Below are 613 nucleotides of genomic sequence, written 5' to 3'. Positions count from 1 at the left end.
ACACCGGCACGCTGCACTTCAACCGCCGCGACGCAAAGACCGGACGCGGCAAGCCCACCGATCAGTGGATCGCCGTCCCGGTGCCGGCGATCATCGCGGCCGAGGACCACGTTCAGGTCGTGGCCGGCCTGCGGGCGCGCAGCCCAAGGCGCACGCCGCCGCGCGTCGTCAGCGGCCCGACCCTGCTGACCGGCCTCGCCCGCTGCGGCACCTGCGGCGCCGGCATGACCATCCGCACCGGCAAAAGCGGGCGCTACCGCTACTACGCCTGCGCCGGCTGCGCGCAGAAGGGAAAGACCGCCTGCCCCGGACGCAGCATCGCCATGGCGGCCCTCGACGGCATGGTGCTCGACCACCTCACCGACCAGCTGCTCACGCCCGACCGCCTGCTGGTTGTCCTTGAAGCCTACGTCGCCCGCTCGGCCGACGCCGACGCCGCACGACGCGAGCAGCTGTCGCAGGCGCGCCGCGCCCTGACCGAGGCGCAAGGCCGCATGACCCGCCTGCTCGACCTTGTGGAGCAGGGACTGATCGACGCCCACGATCCCACGCTGAAGGAACGGCTGGACGCCGCCAAATTCGCCCGTCAGGCCGCCGCCGACCGCGTCCGCCT

1 protein-coding gene is annotated in these 613 nt (G+C 72.9%); it reads left to right on the top strand.

Features of this window, described 5'->3' with window-relative positions:
* The coding region (locus B8460_RS18575) for a zinc ribbon domain-containing protein (protein ID WP_048863111.1) at positions 1-613 on the top strand (613 nt) is incomplete at both ends.

Origin of the sequence: Acidisphaera rubrifaciens HS-AP3 (assembly GCF_000964365.1) — a bacterium.
Classification (GTDB): Bacteria; Pseudomonadota; Alphaproteobacteria; order Acetobacterales; family Acetobacteraceae; genus Acidisphaera; species Acidisphaera rubrifaciens.
Note: the sequence above shows the minus strand (reverse complement) of the source record. Positions and strands in the feature narration are given on the sequence as shown.